This is a genomic window from Neisseria weaveri (genome assembly GCF_900638685.1).
GTDB classification, from domain to species: Bacteria; Pseudomonadota; Gammaproteobacteria; order Burkholderiales; family Neisseriaceae; genus Neisseria; species Neisseria weaveri.
The window spans coordinates 1,490,212-1,511,875 of the sequence record NZ_LR134533.1 but is presented as its reverse complement, the minus strand read 5'-3'; the positions used below and the strand labels follow the sequence as shown (position 1 = coordinate 1,511,875).

General features: G+C 51.8%; 16 protein-coding genes. 10 read left to right on the top strand and 6 right to left on the bottom strand.

What is annotated here, in order from left to right; all coding sequences use genetic code 11:
* Nucleotides 1-13 precede the first annotated feature (13 nt).
* Nucleotides 14-2,182 carry a primosomal protein N' gene (locus EL309_RS07350; RefSeq protein WP_040669813.1) on the bottom strand — a complete coding sequence of 723 codons (2,169 nt, stop codon included), beginning with the start codon at nucleotides 2,180-2,182 and terminating at the stop codon, nucleotides 14-16.
* 53 nt (nucleotides 2,183-2,235) lie between these two features.
* Nucleotides 2,236-3,747 (bottom strand): ubiquinone biosynthesis regulatory protein kinase UbiB, encoded by a 1,512-nt coding sequence (gene ubiB / locus EL309_RS07345; protein ID WP_036494924.1) that lies wholly within the window; start codon nucleotides 3,745-3,747, stop codon nucleotides 2,236-2,238.
* A 314-nt stretch (nucleotides 3,748-4,061) separates the two neighbouring features.
* Here ubiB and metF point away from each other — a divergent pair, with 314 nt between their 5' ends.
* The 4 genes from metF (at nucleotide 4,062) to EL309_RS07325 (ending at nucleotide 8,195) form a co-directional block, all read left to right on the top strand.
* Nucleotides 4,062-4,901 (top strand): methylenetetrahydrofolate reductase [NAD(P)H], encoded by an 840-nt coding sequence (gene metF / locus EL309_RS07340; RefSeq protein WP_004283926.1) that lies wholly within the window; start codon nucleotides 4,062-4,064, stop codon nucleotides 4,899-4,901.
* Between the two features lie 438 nt (nucleotides 4,902-5,339).
* Nucleotides 5,340-6,362: an ABC transporter substrate-binding protein gene (locus tag EL309_RS07335; protein WP_004283927.1), complete on the top strand. Its 1,023-nt coding sequence runs from the start codon at nucleotides 5,340-5,342 to the stop codon at nucleotides 6,360-6,362.
* A gap of 136 nt (nucleotides 6,363-6,498) precedes the next feature.
* Nucleotides 6,499-7,404, top strand: coding sequence for an ABC transporter permease (locus tag EL309_RS07330; protein WP_004283928.1), 906 nt, complete (start codon nucleotides 6,499-6,501; stop codon nucleotides 7,402-7,404).
* The gene (locus EL309_RS07325) at nucleotides 7,401-8,195 is read left to right on the top strand and encodes an ABC transporter ATP-binding protein (RefSeq protein ID WP_004283930.1); all 795 of its coding nucleotides are present in this window, start codon (nucleotides 7,401-7,403) and stop codon (nucleotides 8,193-8,195) included. Before EL309_RS07330 ends, EL309_RS07325 begins: the two co-directional genes overlap by 4 nt.
* 178 nt (nucleotides 8,196-8,373) lie before the next feature.
* On the opposite strand, the gene EL309_RS07320 is transcribed toward EL309_RS07325, so the two are convergent.
* Complete coding sequence (locus tag EL309_RS07320; RefSeq protein ID WP_004283932.1) at nucleotides 8,374-8,862, bottom strand: disulfide bond formation protein B; 489 nt, start codon at nucleotides 8,860-8,862, stop codon at nucleotides 8,374-8,376.
* 228 nt (nucleotides 8,863-9,090) lie between these two features.
* Nucleotides 9,091-11,910, bottom strand: coding sequence for an Rne/Rng family ribonuclease (locus EL309_RS07315; protein WP_443678124.1), 2,820 nt, complete (start codon nucleotides 11,908-11,910; stop codon nucleotides 9,091-9,093).
* Nucleotides 11,911-12,424: 514 nt separating this feature from the next.
* On the opposite strand from EL309_RS07315, the gene EL309_RS07310 reads away from it, so the two are divergent.
* The 5 genes from EL309_RS07310 (at nucleotide 12,425) to EL309_RS07290 (ending at nucleotide 18,277) form a co-directional block, all read left to right on the top strand.
* Nucleotides 12,425-13,441: an RluA family pseudouridine synthase gene (locus EL309_RS07310; protein ID WP_004283935.1), complete on the top strand. Its 1,017-nt coding sequence runs from the start codon at nucleotides 12,425-12,427 to the stop codon at nucleotides 13,439-13,441.
* Nucleotides 13,438-14,088, top strand: coding sequence for an HAD-IA family hydrolase (locus tag EL309_RS07305; RefSeq protein WP_004283936.1), 651 nt, complete (start codon nucleotides 13,438-13,440; stop codon nucleotides 14,086-14,088). Before EL309_RS07310 ends, EL309_RS07305 begins: the two co-directional genes overlap by 4 nt.
* Nucleotides 14,089-14,161: 73 nt before the next feature.
* On the top strand, nucleotides 14,162-15,139 hold the full coding sequence (locus EL309_RS07300; protein WP_004283937.1) for a S49 family peptidase: 978 nt from the start codon (nucleotides 14,162-14,164) through the stop codon (nucleotides 15,137-15,139).
* Between the two features lie 81 nt (nucleotides 15,140-15,220).
* Nucleotides 15,221-16,225 carry a quinone-dependent dihydroorotate dehydrogenase gene (locus tag EL309_RS07295; protein ID WP_036494878.1) on the top strand — a complete coding sequence of 335 codons (1,005 nt, stop codon included), beginning with the start codon at nucleotides 15,221-15,223 and terminating at the stop codon, nucleotides 16,223-16,225.
* 306 nt (nucleotides 16,226-16,531) lie between these two features.
* Nucleotides 16,532-18,277: an alkaline phosphatase D family protein gene (locus tag EL309_RS07290; RefSeq protein WP_004283940.1), complete on the top strand. Its 1,746-nt coding sequence runs from the start codon at nucleotides 16,532-16,534 to the stop codon at nucleotides 18,275-18,277.
* A 231-nt stretch (nucleotides 18,278-18,508) separates the two neighbouring features.
* On the opposite strand, the gene dnaN is transcribed toward EL309_RS07290, so the two are convergent.
* Together dnaN and dnaA are read right to left on the bottom strand one after the other, a co-directional pair.
* Nucleotides 18,509-19,612, bottom strand: coding sequence for a DNA polymerase III subunit beta (gene dnaN / locus EL309_RS07285; RefSeq protein ID WP_004283941.1), 1,104 nt, complete (start codon nucleotides 19,610-19,612; stop codon nucleotides 18,509-18,511).
* Between the two features lie 20 nt (nucleotides 19,613-19,632).
* Nucleotides 19,633-21,255, bottom strand: coding sequence for a chromosomal replication initiator protein DnaA (gene dnaA / locus EL309_RS07280; RefSeq protein WP_004283942.1), 1,623 nt, complete (start codon nucleotides 21,253-21,255; stop codon nucleotides 19,633-19,635).
* A gap of 274 nt (nucleotides 21,256-21,529) precedes the next feature.
* Between dnaA and rpmH the strand changes: the two genes are divergently transcribed.
* Nucleotides 21,530-21,664, top strand: a complete 135-nt coding sequence (gene rpmH / locus EL309_RS07275) for a 50S ribosomal protein L34 (protein WP_004283944.1) — start codon at nucleotides 21,530-21,532, stop codon at nucleotides 21,662-21,664.

Here is a 21,664-nt window from a genome sequence, read left to right as displayed (position 1 = left end):
TTTAAAAACCTCTTCACATCTCTTGCGGGTCGATATCCACCGACCATCTCACTTTGCCGTCGCGGTACTGCTGCAACACCTGCACCCACAGGCTCACGGCGTGGTGTAGGTCTTTGCGGGAGGCGGATTCTAAAAATACTTGTGCGCGTTCGCGTTCGGCCAGCCGCGCCATCAGCATGGGCACGGGGCCGAAGGCGGATACGGTTTCGGGTAGCAGTGCTTGGGTAACGGCTTGGATGTCGTTGAGAAACTGCACGGCTTCGTCGATTTTTACGGCATCGGCGCGGATGGCCGTCTGAAAACCGAAGGGCGGCATATTGAATGTTTGCCGTTCGTTTAGCTCGTTTTCGGCGAAGATGCGGTAATTTTGCGCTTTTACGGCGGCGAATACGGGGTGTTCGGGCAGTTGGGTTTGGATGAGCACTTTGCCGGCGGCTTCGGCGCGCCCTGCCCGGCCGGAAACCTGCATCAGTTCGGCAAACAGTCTTTCGGGGGCGCGGAAGTCGGCGCTGTACAGACTGCCGTCGGCGTTTAATACGATCACGAGGTTCAGCCGTGCGAAGTCGTGGCCTTTGGCGAGCATTTGGGTGCCGACGAGGATGTTGATGTCGTTGGCGGCGATGCGTCGGTATAAATCGGCCCAGTCGTTTTTGTGGGCGGTGCTGTCGCGGTCGACGCGGGCGATTTTGGCTTGCGGGATGAAGTTGCGCAGGGTTTCTTCGACGCGCTGGGTGCCGTGGCCGACGGCGGTGAGGTCTTGGTTGCCGCATTCGGGGCATTTGTAGGGTACGGGCCGTCTGAAATCGCAATGGTGGCAGCGCAGTTGGCGGGCGCGTTGGTGCAGCACCATTTTGGCGGAGCAGCGCGGGCAGCCGAAGGTGTGGCCGCAGTCGCCGCAAAACAGGGCGGGTGCGAAGCCGCGGCGGTTGAGATACACCAGCGACATGCCGCCTTGTTCGCGGTTGGTTTTGAGCAGTTTCAGGGCTTGGGGCGAGAAGCCGTTGTCGAGCGGCAGGCGGCGCACGTCTAAGATGTCGACTTGCGGCAATTGGGCGGCGGAATGGGCGCGTTCGGTCAGTTCGAGTAGTTGGTACGCGCCGGTTTGCGCTTTGTGCCAGCTTTCCAAACTGGGGGTGGCGCTGCCGAGCACGATGGGGCAACTGCTTTGCCGTGCGCGCCAAACGGCCAAATCGCGGGCTTGGTAGCGCAGTTCGTTGTCTTGTTTGAACGAGGAATCGTGCTCTTCATCCACCACTACCAAGCCCAAATCGGGCAGCGGGGTAAACACGGCCAGCCGCGTGCCGATAATCAGTTTGGCCTGCCCGAGCATGGCGCGCAGATAGTCTTGCGTGCGCTTGCCTGCTGCGGTTTGGCTGTGCAGCACGGCGGTCGGCACGTCGGCAAAACGGGCTTCCACGCGCTTGAGCAGTTGCGGCGTAAGGTTGATTTCGGGCAGCAGAAACAGCACTTGCCTGCCCGCCGCCAGCACTTTGGCCATCACGTCGAAATAGACTTCGGTTTTGCCGCTGCCTGTGATGCCGTAGAGCAGGAAGGGTTTGAAGGTATCGAAGGCCGTCTGAATCGCTTGCGCGGCGGCCTGCTGCTCGGCGTTTAATCGGTGTTCAGACGGCCTCAACACGGGCGCGGCGGCTTGGGCGGTGCGTATCCAGCCGTTGTCCGTCCACTCTTGCAGCAGCTTCGGCGCTTGGTTGTGGATGTGTTTCAAGGCCGCCATGCTGAGGCCGTCTGAAAGCAAAGCCTGCCACAAGGCGTGTTTTTTATGGAAACGCTCCGGCGGCGGGGTTTGCGCTTTGCCTGCGTCGTTCAAAGCATAAAACTGCGGCGGCTGCGGGGTTTCGACGGGCTTGGTCTCTTTCAAACCCAAAGGTAGTGCGGTAAACACAGCCTGCCCGAGCGGATAATGGTAATAGCGCGAAGTAAACTCCAGCAGCTTGCACCAGCTTTCAGGGAACAGCGGTTCACTGGTAAAGGCCGTCTGAATCGGCAGGATTTTTGCCGCGTCAATCTCCGGCGTTACCCCGTTCGCCCACACCACACCGACAACAGGCTTGCCGCGAAACGGCACCACCACCCGACAGCCTTTGGGCAAGGCAGTCGGGTGGCCGTAGGTTAAGAGGCCGTCTGAAATGGGGATGTTGAGGGCGATGTGGTGGTAGATCATGCGGGTATTATAACTGAGGCCGTCTGAAAAGATTTCAGACGGCCTCGAATGATTTATTTAAACAGCAGAATCAATACCAACGCCACCGCAATGATACACAGCCACAAATTCTGCCGCTGCTGGGTTTTCACCAAATGAATATAGGCATCGCGCATTTCCTGCTGGCGCGCTTCGTCAACCAGCATATTCAGTTTGCGCGGCAGACTCGGCAGAATCTGCGCCCAATCGGGTGCTTCGTTTTTAATGTTGTTCCACAAGGCTTTGGGGCCGACCTGCTCGTTCATCCATTTGGTTAAAAACGGTTTGGCCGTCGCCCACAAATCCAAATCGGGATCAAGCTGCCTGCCCAAACCTTCGATATTGAGCAGGGTTTTTTGCAGCAGCACCAATTGCGGCTGGATTTCCACGTTGAAACGGCGGCTGGTTTCAAACAAGCGCATCAAAACCAATCCGAACGAAATCTGCGACAGGGGCTTGTTGAAAATCGGCTCGCATACGGCGCGAACCGCCGCCTCCAATTCCTCCGCGCGTGTTTCTGCCGGCACCCAACCCGATTCGATGTGCGCAGTGGCCACGCGGTGGTAGTCGCGGTTGAAAAACGCCAAAAAATTGATCGCCAGATAGCGTTTGTCGTAGTCGGTCAGACTGCCGACAATACCGAAATCCAATGCGATGTAGCGGTTGTCGTCGGCCACCAGAATATTGCCGGGATGCATATCCGCATGGAAAAAGCCGTCGCGGAAAACTTGGGTAAAGAAAATTTCTACGCCGTAATTCGCCAGTTTCTTCAAATCGATATTTTTGGCTTTCAGCGTTTCGATATCGGAAATCGGCGTGCCGTCCATCCACTCGATGGTCAATACGTCGCGGCTGCAATAATCGTAAAAAACCTTAGGCACGAGCAGCATATCGCTGTCTTTAAAATTGCGCCCCAATTGGCTGCAATTGGCGGCTTCGCGCATCAAATCCAATTCGTCGTGCAGGTATTTGTCAAACTCGTCCACCACTTCGCGCGGTTTCAAACGCTTGCCGTCTGAAAACAAACGCTCCGCCCAGCCGGCACCGAAGCGCAATAAAGCCAAATCCTGCTCGATGACCGGCGCAATATTCGGGCGCAACACCTTCACGGCAACCCGTTCTCCGGAATGCAGCCGTGCTTTATGCACCTGCGCTACCGATGCACTGGCCACCGGCTCGCTGTCAAACTCGGCATACAGCTCGTGAATCGGTTTACCCAAAGCTTTTTCAATTTGTCGGCGCGACAGTTCGGCGTCAAACGGCGGCACTTTATCCTGCAGCTTGGCCAGCTCCTGCGCATAGTCGTGCGGAATCAGATCCGGACGCGTCGACAACACCTGCCCGAATTTCACAAACACCGGCCCCAAACTTTCCAAAGCCAAGCGCACGCGTACCGGCAGCGGTTCATGCGTGTATGTCGGCGACTTCGGCAGCCTTTCCAAAAAACGGCGCAACCAATCACGGCGCACCAACGGCGTGACCAAGTCCGCCAAGCCGTAATTATGCAGGGTTTTAACGATGGTTTTGCTGCGTTTGAGCCATTTCATGACGGGATATACGCTTGTGGAAAATAAAAAGGAATTATAAGCAAATAAAATGAATTTTGATACCGTGCCGCCTACGGCAACCGGCCTGAGGCTGCCGCCGCCTGCCCAAGCCCGTTTTTTCAGACGGCCTCCGTATGTTTGCACTTCCCTTTATGACGGATTTTTACAAACAAAATCAATGTATATAAATTTTATTCATGCAAAAATTTATATTTTTCAAGCATAAAATCCGCCTTTCATCTTGATTTCAATAAGTTATATACCTATCCTTGCACAGATTCCATTCAATAAAATCTTTCATCGGGAACCTGACCATGTCCAACGATAAAAAACAACTCAGCTTCGAATTTTTCCCGACCCGAACGCCTGAAGGCCGGGCCAAACAAGTGATTACGCGCAAACAACTGAGCCAATACAACCCGGAATTTTTCTCCTGCACGTCCGGTGCAGGCGGCTCCACCAAAGAAGGCACGCTTCAAGCCATTCAGGATATTTTGAGCGAAGGCATTGCCGCCGCTCCCCACCTGCCCTGCGTCGGTATGCAGCCGTCTGAAATTATCGAACTTTTGGATATCTATAAAGAAATGGGCGTGCGCCATATCGTGGCCCTGCGCGGCGATATTCCTTCCGGCGTCGGCGCAGGCATGAGCGGCTTGCGCTACGCCAACGAATTGGTCGAACTGATCAAAAACCAATACGGCAACCAATTCCATGTCGAAGTCGCCGCCTACCCCGAATACCACCCGCAGGCGCGCAGCGCGGAAGACGACATCAATAATTTCGTCCGCAAAGCCAAAGCCGGCGCCGACTCCGCCATTACCCAATATTTTTACAATGCCGACAGCTATTTCCGCTTTGTCGATGATGTTCAGGGGCGCGGCGTCGATATTCCGATTATCCCCGGCATCATGCCGATTGCCAGCTTCTCCAAACTGGCACGCTTCTCCGATACCTGCGGTGCAGAAATTCCGCGTTGGCTGCGCTTGAAACTGCAATCCTATGCCGACGACACCGCAGCCATTAAAGCACTGGCTTTGGACGTAGTAACAGAAATGTGCGAACGCCTGCTGCGCGAAGGCGCACCCAGCCTGCATTTCTACACCCTAAACCAAGCAGGATTGGTATCGACCATCTGCCAACGTTTGGGCTACTGATTGCCACCTCCCGGTCAAAACAAGCTGCTTTCTGTTTAATTGAGGCCGTCTGAAAATTTCAGACAGCCTCAAAATATATTTATCACAGCAAAAGCATATTGTTCTTCGTTTTTTATATAGAATAAAATTTTGTATAAATATCAATAACAAAGTCTGTTTGAAAATAAGCCTGCACCCATCTTTTCCGCTACAAGACGATAGATAACCATTTTTTCACAATTCAAATTTAAAAAACGCTTTTTATTGTTACAAGCCCGATTTAATTTAGCCGAAAAAGCCTGAAATCAAAAATTTCATAATACTTTCCCAATAAAAATCCGCTTGAAAGATGTCGAAAAGTAAAAATAGAGCGATGATTTTTTAAGAAAATTAAAATAAGATTACAGACAACTCACATTTAAATATGTGTCCGCAACAAGAATACATCAGGAGATAGAGATGAAATTCCCAGCCACTACTTTCAGCTTGAGCACCCTAACTGCCGTTTTACTGGCCGCCTGTTCGCCTGCCGAGAAAAAAGCCGAAGCGCCTGCCGCTGCCGATAACCAAGCCGCAGCCGCAACTCAAGAAAGCAAAAAAATCGCCATTACCGCCATTGTCGAGCATCCCGCTCTGGATGCCGTGCGCAAAGGCGTGATCGACGAGCTGAAAGCCAAGGGCTATGAAGAAGGCAAAAACCTGACCATCGATTTCCAAAGCGCGCAAGGCAGCACCGCCAACGCAGCGCAAATTGCCAAAAAATTTGTCGGCGACAATCCTGATGTCGTGGTAGCCATCGCGACACCAAGCGCACAATCTATGGTTGCCGCTTCCAAAACCATTCCGATTATTTACTCCGCCGTTACCGACCCTGTGGCCGCCAAACTGGTTCCAAGTTGGGAAGCGTCAAACACCAATGTTACCGGTGTATCCGATGAATTACCGCTGGATCCGCAAATCGACCTGATGAAGAAAATCGTACCGACCGTGAAAAACGTCGGTTACGTTTACAGCCCGGGCGAAGTCAATTCGACTGTGGTATTGGATCAACTCAAAGCCAAACTTGAACCTCAAGGCATTAGCTTGGTTGCCGCTCCGGCTCAACGCTCATCCGACGTTTTGACTGCCGCACGCAGCCTGCAGGGCAAAGTGGACTTAATCTATACTTCTTTGGATAACAACGTAGTCTCTTCTTACGAATCCATGTTTAAAGCTTCCGCCGAAATGAAAACGCCGTTGGTGGCTGCCGACACCGGCTCTGTAGCACGCGGTGCGGTTGCGGCTTTGGGCGTGAACTATTACGACATGGGCAAGAAAACCGGCGACGTGGTCTTCCAAATCTTACAAGGCAAAAAAGCCGGTGAAATTCCTTCGGCCCGTATGGAAACTTTGGATTTGTTCGTCAGCAAGAAAAATGCGGCGGCAACCGGTGTCACTCTGACCGAAGACGTACTGAAAGAAGCCAAAGAAGTCCAAGAATAAGCCGACATAAACCGATAAGCTTGGTTTGATTTATCCGGCCGGCTTATCCAGGCCGTCTGAAAACCGATTAAATTTTCAGACGGCCTCATTCCTTTGATATCCCTATCAATAAAAACCACCTACCTGGAAGTCCTCTATGAGCTTGATCGCTTTTTTCGGCGGTATCGAAGCCGGCCTGATTTACGCTTTGGTAGCATTGGGCGTGCTGATTTCGTTCCGCATTCTTGATTTTCCCGATTTGACTGCCGACGGCAGCTTTCCCTTGGGCGCAGTGGTATTTGCCGTTTGCGTCGGCTCGGGCATGAACCCGTGGCTGGCGTGTTTGGCCGGTGCTGCCGCCGGTGCGTGTGCCGGTATGGTTACGGCGTGGTTGAACGTCTCGCTGAAAATACTGCCGCTGCTGGCCAGTATTTTGGTGATGGTGGCTTTGTATTCGGTGAACCTGCGTATTACAGGCGGAACGCCGAATCTTCCGCTGATTGGCGCGCCCAGCGTGTTTTCCCCGTTTGTAGCCGAAGATTACAGTAACCAATTTTGGGTGCAGCCGCTGATTATTTTAGGCTTCGTCGTGCTGGCCAAATTGCTGCTGGATTGGTTTTTCAACACCAAAACCGGCTTGGCCATGCGTGCCACCGGCGTTAACGCCCGCATGGCCAAAGCGCAAGGCGTGGCTACTTCTAAAATGATTGTGTTGGGCATGGCGATTTCCAACGCCTTGATTGCCTTGGGCGGCGCACTCTTTGCCCAAACTACCGGCAGCGCCGACTTGGCCAGCGGTATCGGCACGATTGTGATCGGCTTGGCGGCGGTGATCATCGGCGAGAATTTGTTGGGCAGCAAACGTATTATTTTCATTACCTTAGCTGCCATTTTGGGCGCATTGGTTTACCGTTTGCTGATTGCGTTTGCGCTCGGCAACCAATTTCTGCAAGGCTTGGGCGTGCGCCCGACCGACCTGAACCTGATCACCGCCATCCTCGTTGTGCTTGCCCTGCGTTTGCCGATGATGAAACGCGCTTTTAAAAGGAAACAGACATCATGATGCGCGCCGACAATTTAAAAATTACCTTCAACGCCGGCACACCGATTGAAAACCCCGCCATGCGCGGCATGAGCCTGCATATTCAAGACGGCGAATTTGTAACCGTGATCGGCAGTAACGGCGCGGGCAAATCCACTTTCCTCAACGCCATCAGCGGCGATTTGATGGTGGACAGCGGCAGCATCCACATCGACGGCCAAGACGTGACCCGCCTTCCCGCCCACAAACGCGCCCATCTGGTCGCCCGCGTTTTCCAAGACCCGCTGGCCGGCACTTGCGAAGCCCTCAGCATCGAAGAAAACATGGCATTGGCCTATTCGCGCGGTGGCAAGCGCGGTTTGGGTTTTGCGCTCAATAAAGAAAACCGCGAGCTGTTCCGCGAAAAACTGGCAATTTTAAAACTCGGCCTCGAAAACCGCCTCACCGACCGCATCGGCCTGCTTTCCGGCGGCCAACGCCAAGCCGTGAGCCTGCTGATGGCCAGTTTGCAGCCGAGCAAAATCCTGCTGCTCGACGAACACACCGCCGCCCTCGACCCCAAAACCGCCGCGTTTGTGCTGGAGCTGACCGACAAAATCATCGAAGAAAACAAACTCACCGCCATGATGGTAACCCACTCCATGCGCCAAGCCCTCGACCACGGCAGCCGCACGGTCATGCTGCATCAAGGCAAAGTAGTGTTGGACGTATCCGGCGAACAACGTAAAGGCATGGACGTGCCTGATTTACTTAATTTATTCGAACAAACCCGCGGCGAAAAAGTATCGGACGATGCTTTGCTGTTGGATTAAATAGAAACGGTAGATGTGTATGAGGCCGTCTGAAAAGTTTTTCAGACGGCCTTTGCAATAACTGTACCTGTATTTTATATCCCTCAATGTTTAAAAGTATCACTACTTTCAACAATAAATAGAGAGCCGTGTAAAAAACTTTAACAGATATAAAACCAGGCCGTCTGAAATTTTCGTGTTACCTGCGCAAACTACGGATAAACGCGTACCAAACCAACAGTAAAACCGTGGAGAAATACAATACACTCCACACCGGCAGAGGTACGCCTAAAAAATAATCTGCAACAGCACAGTCGCCGAAACCGCGTACCACCGGCTCCCAAATTTCAAATAAGGGCCAATCCCGCAAGCGGAATGTCCACGGTGCGCCGCATGCAGGTGCCGCACCCGGCGGCAATGACTGCAGCCACAGCTGATATACAGCCACGCCGATACCGTAAACTGCAGGTACGCTGATCAAAGCCACACCCAGCAGCCTTTTTTTAATGCTGCCGGCCAACATCAACACAACCAATGCCGCAATACCTACCGACATAACCATCAGTCGCTGCAGAATACACAACACGCAAGGGTTCATGCCTAATAGATATTGGGAAGCAAACGAGCTTGCCGTTGCCATTGCCGAAAGTGCCGCAATCAGCCACGTTATTTTTTGGAACAAAGCCATATTCCCACCTTTCTAACTCTATCTTTCCGACAAATACCCAAAGAAAAATCTTATCTAAAACTCGGTTTTGCCTCAGCTTTACCACGAATTACATCAAAATCAGTGATCAAGTACAAATCTGTAAAAAAAAAGCCCGATTGCAATCAACCGGGCTGCATTCGAAAATTCAGACGGCCTCCTGCCAATGACCTAACATATTATCCAGGCCGTCTGAAAATCCAAGCATGGTTAACGGTTTACCGATGTTTCCACCTGAACCAAAGTCACAGGCGCTTCTTCCGCCGCATCATGCTTAGGCATATCCGAGCGGCGCAAACCCGGCAACTGCTGCGGCTGGGCTTGAGCCGCCGCTTCAGCCATCGCATCCGCACGGGTCTGCACCAACTGCAAACCGCCCAAATCGATATGCTCGAATGACGCTGCAGAGACAGCTTCCGGTTGTGCTTTGACTTCAACCTGTTGTTCCACCGGCATTTCCACTTGCGGCGCCGATTTCGGTAAGGTCGCCTGCTCTACCGCATGAACGACAGTCTCTGTTTCAGGCGTAACCTGCAAGCCGATTACGTGACCGATGGCACTGTGCGCATTTTCAATCGCCGTCGCCAACATGGCTTTTTCATCATCCTCACCGGCATCATTGCCTTTGATTTCGACAAATTCCTGGAAAACCGGCTGCGGCTGAGCTGCTTCGGCTACAACCGGAACAGCAACAGCCAATTCGGACGGCAAACTTTCACCGAACACATGGGCAACGGCAAAGCGGACTTTTTCTCCTGCTTCGGCAATACTGAGATAACGTTCGATCTTAGCGGCGGACGGCACATAACGTTTTTTGCTGTTGCTTCTGCGGTCGCGCTGATTTCGATTTGCATCGTTGCGGCGGCGGTTCCCTTTGTTTTCATGCTCACGACCACCTTTCGGCGTTTCCGACACGACCGGTGCTTCGGCTTCAACAACTTCCGCTTGCGCAAAATCAACCGCATTTACAGAAGCCATCTCTTCCGCAGCCTGCTGATCACGACTGCGGTTATTGCGTCGGCGGCGGTTATTGCCTTTTTCCTGTTTTGCCTCTACCGGCGCATCCACTGCTTCAACTTGTGGACGTGCGCTGCGTTGGGCTTGCTCGTTTTGGTTGCGGCGGTTGTGGTTTCTGGTCTCACGCTGCGGTTCTTTGGCCGGTTCTTTAACCGCAGTTTTTACATGCTCCACCTGAACATCCGTATCCTGCTCGGTATCATGATGTTTGTGGTTGCGGCGCTGATGTTGGCGGCGCTGGTTCGGACGACGGTTGCCCTGTCTTTGCTGCTGGGCTCCGCGCTTCTCGTTTTTTGCATTTTCTTCGCGTTTTTCATCGCTGTCAGACGAAGCAAATAATTTACCGAACCAAGATTTCAAGCTACCCCACAAAGAAGTTTTTTCCGGAGTTTTTTCTACAATCGGTGCAGGTTGGGTATGCTTCACGCCTTTTACGGCAGGCTCTTGATAAGCGGCTTTGGCTTTTTCTCCGCCGAAGGGTTTGGCACTTTCATCTGCTTCCGGCTCGGCCACCCGTTTGTAACTCGGTGCGGCATCTTCATCGACATCATCGACGCGCACCCGGGTGATTTCGTAATGCGGATTTTCCAAATGAATATTCGGAATCAGGAACACCGACACATCCAAGCGTTCTTCCAATCCGAACAGTTCGGCACGTTTTTCGTTAAGCAGGAACGTGGCCACATCAACCGGCACTTGCGCGTGCACTTCGCCGGTATTGTCTTTCATGGCTTCTTCCTGAATGATGCGCAGCACATGCAGGGCAGTGGATTCGATACTGCGGATAACGCCGGTACCGGCACAGCGCGGGCAGGCGATATGGCTGCTTTCGCCCAATGCGGGTTTCAGGCGCTGGCGGGAAAGCTCCAGCAGTCCGAAGCGACTCAATTTGCCCATTTGCACGCGGGCGCGGTCTTTTTTGAGGGCATCGCGCAAGACGTTTTCCACATCGCGTTGATGCTTTGGGTTTTCCATATCGATAAAATCGATCACCACCAAGCCGCCCAAATCGCGCAAACGCATTTGGCGGGCAACTTCTTCAGCCGCTTCCATATTGGTCTTGAAAGCCGTTTCTTCGATGTCGGCGCCGCGTGTCGCACGGGCGGAGTTAACGTCGATAGACACCAGCGCCTCGGTGTGGTCGATCACAATCGCACCGCCTGAAGGCAGGCTGACGCTGCGTGCAAACGCGCTTTCGATTTGGTGTTCGATTTGGAAGCGTGAGAACAACGGCGTATGGTCTTCGTAGAGTTTCAGACGGCCTGCATTATTCGGCATGACATAAGACATAAACTCGGATACTTGTGCATGAACGTCCGGGTTATCAACCAAGATTTCACCGATGTCGGGGCGGAAATAGTCGCGGATGGCGCGAATCAGCAGCGAGCTTTCCATAAACAGCAGGTAAGGCTCGTTGTGCGCCCTGCCGGCTTCTTCAATGGCCTGCCACAGTTGCTGCAGATAATTGAAGTCCCATTGCAGTTCTTCCACGCTGCGGCCGATACCCGCGGTTCGCGCAATCAAACTCATGCCGCGCGGCACGTCCAATTCCGCCATAGCCGCTTTCAGCTCTTGACGATCTTCGCCTTCGATACGGCGCGATACGCCGCCGCCGCGCGGATTGTTCGGCATCAAAACCAGATAACGGCCGGCCAAGCTGATGAAAGTAGTCAGCGCTGCGCCTTTATTGCCGCGCTCGTCTTTTTCCACCTGCACAATCACCTGCATGCCTTCTTTCAGCACGTCTTGGATGCGGGCGCGGCCGCCTTCGTAGTCTTGGAAATAGGAACGGGAAACTTCTTTGAAAGGAAGAAAACCGTGGCGGTCGGTGCCGTAATCGACGAAGCACGCTTCCAGCGACGGTTCGATGCGGGTAATCACACCTTTATAGATATTGCCTTTACGCTGTTCTTTGCCCAGCGTTTCGATGTCCAGATCCAAAAGGGTCTGGCCGTCGACAATTGCCACGCGCAGTTCTTCTGCCTGCGTGGCATTGAATAACATTCGTTTCATAACAACCTCGCTTACGCACTCACGAGGCAGGTAATCAGTTTTTAAGCTTATAAGCCGCCGGCAGACAGGCCGTCTGAAACGGCGCGGGGCATTATCTGAACGAGAAGGCAGTAAAGAGCAGCGGGCACAGCCTGCCGGAACGCCAATTCCGCATTATCAAACAGGGCTATGCACCTGAATATTCCGCGCTTGATTTGTTGTTATCCCTGACTGCGCGGAACAATAAATTTGAGCCGTCATCTTCTTCATTGCTGTCCGACAGTTTAAACAGCCGCCGGTTGCGCAAAATAGCTGCGTCTTACACCTGCCGGCGTACCTGTCGGAAAAGGTTAAACTTAACTACGTCTCTACCCGCCCGGCTTGGAGGCGGATAAAGGAAATGCTTTATGGAGTGCGTTTTTAATATAAAATATTCGATTCACAATAATTTGCGGCACATCGCCGCATCTGTTTTCAGACGGCCTTTTTTTACCGTTTGCCGCACATCTGAAACAGTAAACGGATTATAGATAAAATGACAACAATTAGCAAAGACTTAGTCAACCATATCCGTATCTCTGAAAACGAGGCCGGGCAGCGTTTGGACAACTATCTGATAAAAATCCTGAAAGGCGTGCCGAAAAGCCATATCCAAAGGATTATCCGCGCAGGCGAAGTGCGCGTGAACAAAAAACGCTGCAAAGCCGACAGCCGTATCGAAGCCGGAGACGAAGTGCGCATTCCGCCTATCCGCATTGCCGAAAAAGAGAGGCCGTCTGAAAAACAGGCTGCACCGGCGCGCGAATTTGAAATCGTCTATGAAGACGATGCCATGCTGGTTATCAATAAGCCGTCAGGTACGGCGGTACACGGCGGCAGCGGCGTCAGCTTCGGCGTTATCGAACAAGTCCGCCGTGCCAGACCGCAAGCCAAATATTTGGAACTGGTCCACCGTTTGGATAAAGACACCAGCGGCTTACTGATGATTGCCAAAAAACGCAGCGCATTGGTGAAATTACACGAAGCGATACGCAACGACCATCCGAAAAAAATCTATCTGGCCGTCGGCGTCGGCAAACTGGACGGCAATAAAATAAACGTCAGACTGCCGCTCTTGAAATACACGGGCGCACAAGGCGAGAAAATGGTTCGGGTCAGCGAAGACGGGCAAAGCGCCCACACCATCTTCCGCGTAATCAACCGTTTTTCAGAGGGCCTGCTCCATCAAGTCGGCTTGTCGCACCTGACTTTTGTCGAAGCCACATTGAAAACCGGGCGTACGCACCAAATCCGAGTGCATATGCAGTCGCAAAACTGCCCGATTGCAGGCGACGAACGTTACGGCGATTACCAAGCCAACAAACACCTGCAAAAGTTGGGGCTGAAGCGCATGTTTCTGCACGCCGCCGAGCTGCATTTAAACCATCCGTTAAGCAACGAACCGTTGGTACTCAAAGCACCGTTGCCACAAGAATTGCAGCAGTTTATCGTGATATTGGAACACCAAAACACCGCTACTGCCGCAAGGCCGTCTGAAAAGGAACGCCCATGAAACCCAAACTCGTCATTTTCGATTGGGACGGCACATTGGCCGATACCACCAACCCGATTATCGAAACCATGCAGTTGAGTTTCCGCCATTGCGGTCTGCAAGCTCCCGAGGCAGACGACATACGCCGCCTGATCGGTTACAGCCTGCCGCAAATCATGCAGATTCTCGCACCCGAAGCGGACTACCGGACACACACCGAGCTGATTGCCGCGTACAGCGGTCATTATCTCAACCCGAACAACCACCATATGCGGCTGTTTCCCGACGCCTTACCCTGCCTGAACGAGCTGAAACAGCAAGGTTACTGGCTGGCCGTTGCCACCGGAAAAGGCCGTACCGGATTGGATCAAGCCATCCGGCAAACCGACACCGCCGATTTTTGGCTGGCCACCACCTGTGCCAGCGAATGTCCGTCCAAGCCTGCACCCGACATGGTATTCAAACTGTGCGACGAACTCGGCCTACCGGCAGCGGAAACAGTTGTCATCGGCGACACCACTTTCGATTTGGATATGGCGGCCAATGCCAAAACACGCGGCATCGGCATCACGACCGGCGCACACACCGCCGCCCAATTGCAACAGTCCCCTTACCTTACCCTGTTAAACCGCCTGTCCGAATTACCCGACTTTTTGGCAAGCCTGTAAAATCACGGTAAGATAACAAACCGCCGTTTTTTTCAGACGGCCTCCGCCCCATCCGAACAGAGACAGACAAATCATGCAAGACCATTCCGCCCAACCGCAACACAATCCTTCCCAAAGCACCCCGCCCGACAGCTGGGAACGCGACACCCTGCGCGAAGCCCTGCTGGAATCCTATAAAGAGCAGCGCAGCCGTCGCCGTTGGCGCAATTTTTGGCGTATCGTTTGGGTTGTGCTGTTTCTACTGTTCCTCGTATCGCTAACTGGCCGCAACGACGCACACATTCCGCACGGCGAACACACCGCCGTGATTAACCTCAAAGGCGAAATCGGCGGCAATCCCTACGAAGACCAAATCGCCACCCTGCGCGAAAGCCTGACCACCGCCTATGAAAATCCCGACGTAAAAGGCATTATTCTCCGCGCCGACAGCCCGGGCGGCTCACCTGTGGTTTCCAATATCCTATTTGAAGAAATCCGCACTTTAAAACAGCAGCACCCCGATACTCCTTTATATGTCGTTACCGAAGATGTCTGCGCTTCCGGCTGCTACTACATCGCTTCGGCAGCCGATAAAATCTATGCCGATCCTTCCAGCATTGTCGGCAGTATCGGCGTTATCGGCGGCGGCTTCGACGTTACCGGACTGATGGACAAGCTCGGTGTAAAACGCCGTCTGAAAATTGCAGGCAGCAACAAAGGCATGGGCGACCCGTTCTCTCCGGAAACCCCCGAACAAACCGCCATTTGGAACAAAATGCTGCAAGACATCCACAACAACTTCATCACCGCCGTTAAAACCGGCCGCGGTAAAGCCATCGACGAGAAGAAAAATCCCGACATCTTCAGCGGCCGCATCTATACCGGCAAAGAAGCCAAAGAAGTCGGCCTGATTGACGGCTACGGCAATATTTACAGCATTGCCCGCGACGAATTCCAAGCGCCCGAACTCATCAACTATTCGCCGGAAGAAGACCTGTTCAGCACCCTGACCCGCCGCATAGGCAGTGCCATGATCAGCGTTTTCCAAGAGCAAAGCCATAAAATCTGGTAATCGTAAGGCCGTCTGAAAATCAATGATTTTTTCAGACGGCCTCTTTCCCTTTCTTTCAACCCAACCGATTAAAGAACTGCCATGTATTCACTTGCCCGCTCGCTACTGTTCAAAATGGACGCCGAAAAATCGCACCATCTGGCCTTGAACAGCCTGAAAACCGCACACAAACTCGGCTTTGCTCCCAACGTATCCAACCAAACCCGGCCGACCCGACTGATGGGCTTGGACTTACCCAATCCCGTCGGCTTGGCCGCAGGCTTGGATAAAAACGGCGAATACATCGACGCCCTGGCTTCACTCGGCTTCGGCTTTATCGAAGTCGGCACCATCACGCCCAAACCGCAGAGCGGCAATCCCCAACCGCGGTTGTTCCGTGTTCCCGAACATCAAGGCATCATCAACCGCATGGGCTTCAACAACCACGGCATCGATGCCATGATCCGCAATATCCGGGCCAGCAAATACAGCGGCATTCTCGGCATCAACATCGGCAAAAACGCCGTAACCCCGATTGAAAATGCCGCCGACGACTATCTTATCTGCCTGGAAAAAGCTTACCCCCACGCCAGCTACATTACTGTTAACATTTCTTCGCCCAACACCAAAAACCTGCGCGCCCTGCAAGGCGGAGACGAATTAAGCGCCCTACTGACCGCATTAAAAAACAAACAGGCGCACTTGGCCGCCGCACACGGCCGTTATGTGCCTTTGGCCGTGAAAATCGCCCCCGATTTGGACGACCAACAAATCGCCGATATCGCCCATGTCGTCATCCAAACCGAAATGGACGGCATCATCGCCACCAACACCACCATCGACAAATCCTCTTTAGGCCAACATCCTTTGGCAAACGAACAAGGCGGCCTAAGCGGACTGCCGGTACGCCAAGCCAGCAACCGTGTTTTGCAGCAACTGGCACAACACATTGACGGCAAGCTGCCTATTATCGGCGTCGGCGGCATTATGAATGGCGAAGATGCGGCACTCAAGCTCAGATTGGGTGCTACCGCCGTACAAATATACAGCGGCCTGATTTACGCCGGCCCGCAACTGGTACGCGATTGTCTGTCTACCTGCCGTTAGTTCATTCCCTTAAAGCAACCCGGAAGGCCGTCTGTTTTTTCAGACGGCCTTTTATATGAAAAATCAGCACACTCCCCGAAAAACAGATTAAATGCCGCCCGAATGAACCGACCCTCATAACGGCAACCGTTTGTTATTTAACCTGTATCAGATAAGCTTTCCTGAAAAAATAGTAATATTTATAAATAGATACAACAGGAAACCACTACATAAACCGCTTTCGGCAACCAGCAGCCTTTTCCATACCTTATTTTTCAGACGGCCTCTCTAAAAAACAGCTAACACTTACTCTACAAGGGAATCAACATGACCAAACTCTATCTCGGCCCGGTTTTATCGTTTCGCGGCGGCGCGGAAAAAGGCATCTGGAAAGTCACCGCCCTGATTGCCGTTGACAGCCATGCCCCATTTCCAATCATCACCCTAGACGGCAAAGCCACATCCGCCCCCACTATTTTATTGGAACACCGCGGCAAAGCCTTTCTACGCTACGACTTATCCTGCAAACAGCAAAAAGAAGAACGCAAAGCAGAATACCGTATCGCCGGGATTGACGAAGCATGGCATTTCACCGTACCCGCCCGCGGTGACGCACCGCGTATGGTTTACTTATCATGCAACGGCTTCTCCGATGCCAACGGCATCCGCAAGCTGATCAAAGGAGAAAATGCCGTCTGGGAAGATTTACTCTGCAACCACGATAAAACCGTCCGTCCGAAAGACTACCGTCTGGATAAAGAGCAGCTTTGGCACGAAACCCACACCCACAATAAAGGCTTGCAACGCTTTCACCTAATGGTGATGGGTGGCGACCAAATTTACTTCGATCCGATTTGGGAAGACATCAAACTGCTGAAAAAATGGATCGGCCTCCCCCGTAAAGAACAATTGAAATACACCGTCAGCGCGGCCTTGGAAAAGAAAATCGAAGACTACTATATCGACTTCTATCTCAACCGCTGGCTGCCAAGCAACCATGCCCCATGGGGTTCGAACAAAAAAACCTTAGATTCCGCTCACGGCATGGCACGCATTCCCACCATCATGATGTGGGACGACCACGATATCTTCGACGGCTGGGGTTCGCACAGTCCGGAAATGCAGCGCAGCCCTTTATTCCAACGCCTGTTTTACCACGCACGGCGCGCATTCTGGACTTTCCAAATGCAACAGGCCGCCGACCAATTGCCCGAATTGAAATTGCGCAGCGATCTCAATATGCAAATCGACGACCCGATTTTCGAGCCGATCAAATGGTCAGACGTACTGAAATCCGACAAATTGGCTCTGCCGCTATTCGACAACCAACCCGGATTCTCATTCGGTCACAACATCGGACCGGTCAGCCTATTGGTGTCCGACTTACGCACCGAGCGCTCCCACCGCCAAATTATGGGGCCTTCTACCTGGAAAGCCATGCAGAAATGGCTGTCTTCAGAAATCCCCGCCTACCCGAACGACCGCCACCTGCTGTTTGTATCGTCCGTTCCGGTGATGCACCCCAAATTATCTTTAGCCGAAATCCTAATGGACAATCTCGGCTATGATCACGTACTCGACAGCAGTGCCGACGACCTAAAAGACCATTGGACCAACGACGACCACGAAGGCGAGCGTAAACGTTTGATTGAAAACCTGTTTAAAACAGCACAAGACAAACAGCTGCGCGTTACCGTACTGTCCGGCGACGTGCACGTTGCCGCTTGGGGCGTAGTCAACCGCACCGATTTGAGCAACTGCGACTGCACCACCCAAATACAGCAACTCACCTCCAGCGCTATCGTCCACCCTTCGCTGGTATCGGTGATGGAACGGCTGTTTTGCCAAATGCTGAATACTCTGGCAAAGAAAAAACAAAAACTCGATATTCATTTAGAAGCGGAAATGATGCTGTTTCCCGGGTCAAACCGCTACATCATGCCTGCACGCAACTGGCTGGCATTGGAGCTGGATAGCAACCCGAACGGCCGCAAACTATGGGCAAGCTGGCGTTGCGAAACAAAAGACACGTTTACCAACCATCTATTGGCCATTGACTCGCTGAAACGCTAGTCCAAGCCCACGGCAACCATAACCGACAGTTACATTCCAATATCTTATCCGACAGCACAAACAGGATAAATAAGAATGCCGGTTCCCAAAGGCCGTCTGAAAAATCAGCAAAAATTTCAGACGGCCTTTTCTATTGCCTAATCCGCTTTTCCCGTCAAAACAGACAAAACCATACAAAAACGGCATTGCCGCCAAACAATGCCGTTTGTAATACTGCTTGCCGTTTCTGTGTCAAATGCGCATCGGCATCACGATATATTTGAAATCGGGATTATTCGGAATCGTAAACAGGGTCGAACGGTTAGCATCACCGAAAGCCAACTGCATATCCTCAACGTGTACGTTTCTCAACACATCCATCAAATAACCGATATTGAAGCCGACTTCCAATTCCGCTCCTTGATAAGCGATTTCCAGCTCCTCACGCGCCTCTTCCTGCTCATTGTTACTGCACACCACGCTCAACAAACCCGGGCGGATATGCAAGCGCGCACCGCGGAATTTTTCGTTTGCCAAAATTGCCGCACGCTCCAACGCACCCAACAATTGGGTACGGTTCACCAAGAAAATCTTATCGTTATCCAAAGGAATCACGCGGTTGAAATCGGGGAATTTACCGTCTACCACCTTACTCACGACAACAATGTCGTTGCAGCGGAAACGCACTTGGTTATCCAATAATTCAACCGTTACAGGCTCACTCGGATGGTTCAGCAGCTTAAACAGTTCCAACACGGTTTTACGCGGCAAAATCACTTCGGCCTTAGGCAGCTCCGCATCAATCGTTGCACAAGAAACAGCCAAACGGTGTCCGTCCGTTGCCACCAAACGCAATTGATTGCCTTCCGCCTGCATCAGCAAACCGTTCAAATAATAACGGATATCCTGAACCGCCATGCTGTATTGGACTTGAGACAGCATATGCTTGAATGCCTCTTGCGGCAAAGAAAATGCTACGCTCACTTCTTCACCCACACTCATCAGCGGAAAATCTTCCGCCGGCAGCGTTTGCAAGGCAAAACGGGATTTACCTGCCTTCAGCGTCAAACGGTTTTGCGCCCAATCCAAAGAAACCGGCATACCGTCGGGCAGGGCACGCAAAATATCTTGCAGCTTCTTGGCATTGGTCGTGATACGGAAATTTTCGCTATCGGTTGCCGGACCGTGCGTGTTGATTTGGATTTCCAAGTCGGTAGCCAAAATATTGGTTTGTCCGTGTACGCTCTCAATCAAAACATTGGATAAAATCGGCAGCGTATGACGGCGCTCGACAATACCGGTAACGGCCTGCAAAGGTTTCAGTAAAGCATCCCGTTCTGCTTGTAAAATCAACATATTGATTCCTTAGGAATAAATTAATTCTGGATAATAATCAACAATTTCTCGTAATCCTGAGCCAGCTCCGGATCTTCTTCACGCAACTTGGCAACCGCCTTAATACCGTGCATGATGGTCGTATGGTCTCGCCCGCCGAAGGCATCGCCGATGGACGGCAGACTCAAATTGGTCAATTCTTTGGTCAGGCTCATGGCCACTTGACGGGGACGCGCAATGTTACGCGTACGCTTTTTGCCGAGTATATCACTGATTTTTACCCGGTAATATTTGGCCGTCGCATCAATAATCAAATCTGCGGTAATCACTTTATATGAGTTTGCAACAATATCCTGCAAAGAATTTCTTGCCAAATCTATATCAATCTCTTTGCCTAAAAAGCGGCTGCTGGCACTGACCCGGTTAAACGCACCTTCCAATTCGCGCACATTCGAACGAATCAGGTTGGCAATAAAGAAAGCGGCATCTTCGTTGAGGTTGACGCCGGCTGCTTCGGCTTTCTTCTGCAAAATCGCCACCCGCATTTCCAGTTCCGGCGGCTCCAGCTCCAAAGTCAAACCCCAAGAAAAACGCGACTTCAAACGGTCGTCCATGTCTTCGATCTTGGTAGGCAACACATCGCAAGTCAAAATCAACTGTTTTTTTTCATTATGGAAGTGGTTATACAGATAGAAAAACTCTTCCATAGTACGGTCTTTGCCTTTGATAAACTGAATATCGTCAATAATCAGCAAATCGTACTGTTTATACTGCTGTTTGAATACATCATAGGAATTCGTGCGCACCGCATTCATAAAGCTGCGGATATAGTCATCCGAATGCATGTATCTCACTTTTGCATTGGGCTTGTTTTTCAACAATTCGTTACCGATGGCTTGCACCAAATGCGTTTTACCCAAACCGGTACTGCCATATAAGAAAAACGGGTTGTAATTCTGCCCGGGCTTCTCCGCAATCGACTTAGCCGCAGCGGCAGCCAAGTGGTTGCCTTTACCTTCAACCAAAGTTTCAAAGGTATAGTCGGGAGCAAGGTTGGTTTGTTGGTAACGCTGCTCCTTCTTTTCTTCAGCCGCTTCAGCCTGCGGCTTTGAGGCCGTCTTATTTTCAGACGGCCTATTCTTATTCTGAATCTCCGGAGGCAGTTTATTCAAATGTTTTGCCAAGATATCTTGAACAGTTTTCTTGTTACCCGATAACGGCTGATCAACTACCCGCACCACTTCCGCAGCCTCTGTTTGATCTTTATCTTTCGCAGAAGCGGATTCAGGCTTGCTTTCCGGAACCGATGCAGGATCAACCGTTTTTGCAATCCCAACAGACCCGCCCCCATCTTCAGGCCGAGTATGAACGCCCCCCGAAGACTTTTCGGCAGCAGATTCGGCGGCCATCTCGAATACCTTACCGACACCGATTTTAAATACCAACGGCACATGGCCGGCAGCCAACTCACCTTTTACCGATTCAATCGCATTAGCAAACTGATTTTTCACCATATTGCAGGCAAACTGATTTTTGGCGTAAATCACCCAAATACCGTTTTCTTCTCCAACAGTAAGCGGAGCAATCCAGTTTTTAAACTGCTGCTGTGTCAAAGTATCGGAAAGTCTGCGCAGGCACAGGGGCCAAAATTCAGCAAGGGTCATGGAATCGCTAGCTCGATATATTTTTAAAAGATGGTTTGGATTTGAACATAGCCTCGAGACGGTTACAAACCGCTACAGCCTGAATACGGCATATGGCAATACTGCTGGCGCGATTATACCCAAAATTATCCACAACTGCCATTATCAACAACAATGTTACCGACTTACAACGGCACCGGCTCCGCAAGCCGGCCAAACTGATATTTATTGACAAAAAGAATAAATTAAGGTGTAATTTACGGTTTGATTTTTAGACAAATTTTAGGAAACAGACATGAAACGCACTTATCAACCTTCAGTTACCCGTCGCAAACGCACTCACGGCTTCTTGGTTCGCTCTAAAACCCGCGGCGGCCGCGCTGTTTTGGCAGCACGTCGCGCCAAGGGCCGTAAACGCTTGGCTGTATAA

Bases quoted from the DNA above. Each gene is read 5' to 3' on its own strand.
- EL309_RS07310 (WP_004283935.1), top strand. From the start codon at position 12,425: ATGACAACAATTAGCAAAGACTTAGTCAACCATATCCGTATCTCTGAA.
- EL309_RS07295 (WP_036494878.1), top strand. From the start codon at position 15,221: ATGTATTCACTTGCCCGCTCGCTACTGTTCAAAATGGACGCCGAAAAA.
- ubiB (WP_036494924.1), bottom strand. From the start codon at position 3,747: ATGAAATGGCTCAAACGCAGCAAAACCATCGTTAAAACCCTGCATAAT.
- EL309_RS07320 (WP_004283932.1), bottom strand. From the start codon at position 8,862: ATGGCTTTGTTCCAAAAAATAACGTGGCTGATTGCGGCACTTTCGGCA.
- EL309_RS07315 (WP_443678124.1), bottom strand. From the start codon at position 11,910: ATGAAACGAATGTTATTCAATGCCACGCAGGCAGAAGAACTGCGCGTG.
- dnaA (WP_004283942.1), bottom strand. From the start codon at position 21,255: ATGACCCTTGCTGAATTTTGGCCCCTGTGCCTGCGCAGACTTTCCGAT.
- EL309_RS07290 (WP_004283940.1), top strand. From the start codon at position 16,532: ATGACCAAACTCTATCTCGGCCCGGTTTTATCGTTTCGCGGCGGCGCG.
- EL309_RS07330 (WP_004283928.1), top strand. From the start codon at position 6,499: ATGAGCTTGATCGCTTTTTTCGGCGGTATCGAAGCCGGCCTGATTTAC.
- EL309_RS07350 (WP_040669813.1), bottom strand. From the start codon at position 2,182: ATGATCTACCACCACATCGCCCTCAACATCCCCATTTCAGACGGCCTC.
- EL309_RS07305 (WP_004283936.1), top strand. From the start codon at position 13,438: ATGAAACCCAAACTCGTCATTTTCGATTGGGACGGCACATTGGCCGAT.
- EL309_RS07335 (WP_004283927.1), top strand. From the start codon at position 5,340: ATGAAATTCCCAGCCACTACTTTCAGCTTGAGCACCCTAACTGCCGTT.
- dnaN (WP_004283941.1), bottom strand. From the start codon at position 19,612: ATGTTGATTTTACAAGCAGAACGGGATGCTTTACTGAAACCTTTGCAG.
- metF (WP_004283926.1), top strand. From the start codon at position 4,062: ATGTCCAACGATAAAAAACAACTCAGCTTCGAATTTTTCCCGACCCGA.
- EL309_RS07325 (WP_004283930.1), top strand. From the start codon at position 7,401: ATGATGCGCGCCGACAATTTAAAAATTACCTTCAACGCCGGCACACCG.
- rpmH (WP_004283944.1), top strand. From the start codon at position 21,530: ATGAAACGCACTTATCAACCTTCAGTTACCCGTCGCAAACGCACTCAC.
- EL309_RS07300 (WP_004283937.1), top strand. From the start codon at position 14,162: ATGCAAGACCATTCCGCCCAACCGCAACACAATCCTTCCCAAAGCACC.